At 40.1% G+C, this 2,057-nt stretch carries 2 protein-coding genes and 1 pseudogene; 1 reads left to right on the top strand and 2 read right to left on the bottom strand.

The genetic code is table 11. The features are described from left to right. Positions 1-375, bottom strand: a pseudogene (locus BTHERMOSOX_RS10655) (helix-turn-helix domain-containing protein); the annotation flags it as partial. Positions 376-501: 126 nt separating this feature from the next. On the opposite strand from BTHERMOSOX_RS10655, the gene BTHERMOSOX_RS10650 reads away from it, so the two are divergent. Next, the gene (locus tag BTHERMOSOX_RS10650) at positions 502-1,806 is read left to right on the top strand and encodes an ISNCY family transposase (RefSeq protein WP_138121116.1); all 1,305 of its coding nucleotides are present in this window, start codon (positions 502-504) and stop codon (positions 1,804-1,806) included. On the opposite strand, the gene BTHERMOSOX_RS10645 is transcribed toward BTHERMOSOX_RS10650, so the two are convergent. Further along, positions 1,751-2,057 (bottom strand): transposase (locus BTHERMOSOX_RS10645; protein ID WP_212744660.1); only part of this gene is annotated, 307 nt, incomplete at its 5' end. The genes BTHERMOSOX_RS10650 and BTHERMOSOX_RS10645 overlap by 56 nt on opposite strands.

The following is a 2,057-nucleotide window of genomic DNA, read 5'->3' as shown; positions in this document are numbered from 1 at the left end:
TAAAGTGACATATTTATGGCCTTTTTTTGATGATGTTTCATCAATCCCAAGCTGAGTGATTGATGAAACATCATCGGCTATTTTTGCTTTGCCGATCCAATGATTAAAGACAGTCCAGATTCTCTGTGGATTCACCTTTAACATTTCTGCGACTCGATTGACGGGCATTTCTCTTTCAATCAGCGCCAATGCCATGGCTTCAAATAACAGAGTAAAACCACTCCCTGGGCGAGCCCACGGGACTTCTACAGTACGAACTTTTCCTTCGACTGTTGTTATCCGGGGAACAGCACAGTGTAGGTAACAAGTATGCTCAAAGAAGTTCAAGTGCTGCCATTGTCGATCGACAGTATCATGCACTGGGCAGAGAGTGTTCGATTCATCGGTAAAGCAGCAATTCTCAATTTAGGATTCAGTGATAAAATAACCTTAATTCCTAGTTAAAAAAACCAACCAGTGGTAGATACCGTCGAAACAATAACAAGCTTCACGCAATCAAATTTGATTGGACAGATCAAGCAGGCATTTGAAAACTTGCCCGACGCACGTAGCGGTAATGGTGTTTATCAAAAGTATGCGATGCCAGATGCTGCTCTCAGCGCCTTTTCTGTTTTCTTTATGCAGTCCCCCTCCTTTTTAGATTACCAGAATACGATGGAAAAAGAGCACGGCAAAAACAATGCCCAGAGCCTATTTGGTGTTCATTTAATCCCGAGCGCCAACCAGCTTAGAAACCTTCTTGATCCTGTCCCCGCAGAAACTCTCTCACCTATTTACAGGGAAGTATTTAGGGGCTTGCAGCAAAGCGGAAAAATCAACGAGTTCCATGTGCTTGATAAGACGATTTTAGTGGCTATTGATGGCGTAGAATACTTTAGTTCACAAACGATTCACTGCGATTGCTGTTCAACTCAATCATTAAAAAACGGTAAAACACATTACTCTCATGTGGCAGTAACGCCCGTTATTGTATCGCCCAAAAAATCGTCTGTTATTCCTTTGGTACCTGAATTTATCATCCCTCAAGATGGCTCTGAAAAGCAAGATTATGAGTTGGCCGCCTCAAAACGTTGGCTGGCAAAAGAAGCGAAGGGGTTACCTGAAAATACCACTTTTTTAGGCGATGATTTGTATTGTAAACAACCTTTTTGTGAGCAGCTGATTCAAATGAAAAAGCATTTTATTTTGGTTTGTAAGCCAGATTCTCATCAGGCTCTATACGAGTGGGTTGATGACTTTGAGCGATTAGGTAAGGTAGAAAATATCATTATCAATGAACCGAAGGGAAAGAAAAAAGTAAAAAAACACTACCGTTTTGTCAACCAAGTTCCTTTACGGGATACGGATGATGCTTTATTTGTAAACTGGTGTGAATTAACCATCACCAACGATAAAAACAAGATTATTTACCGCAATGCTTTTGCAACAGATTATGTATTGAATAGAAAAAATATCAAACAGATTATTGAGGCGGGTCGCACGAGGTGGAAAATCGAAAATGAAAACAACAATACTTTAAAAACAAAAGGCTACAATTTTAAACATAACTTTGGGCATGGTAAACAGCATCTGTCATCTTTGTTAGCAAGCCTAAATATTTTAGCTTTTTTGGTTCATACGGTACTTGAATGGTTTGATCAATGCTATGCGCTAGTCAGAAATGAGTTGAGCAGCAGAAAAACATTTTTTGACGATATAAGAGCGCTTACTCGCTACATGCACTTTGATAGCTGGCAATCATTACTGAAATTTATGCTAGAAGGATTGGAAGTTCCGATACCAAAAATAGGAGAAAACCTAAATTGAGAATTGCTGGGTTGGAGAGGTCTGTGCGTCGCAATTGCTGCCAGATTTGCTCGACTGGATTGAGTTCAGGTGAATAAGGAGGTAGTGGCATAATCGTTATATTAGTCGGCATATCAAGTTTTGTCGTTAAGTGCCAAGCAGCACGATCGACAATAAGTAGAGCATGTTTGCTTGATGTTACCGTCTCTGAAATAATATTAAGGTGTTCTTGCATGCCTTCAGTATTCGCTTTTGGCATAATTAAGCCCGCT

It is taken from the genome of Bathymodiolus heckerae thiotrophic gill symbiont (genome assembly GCF_900128515.1).
GTDB lineage: Bacteria > Pseudomonadota > Gammaproteobacteria > PS1 > Pseudothioglobaceae > Thioglobus_A.
This window is presented reverse-complemented; position numbering and strand designations above follow the sequence as displayed.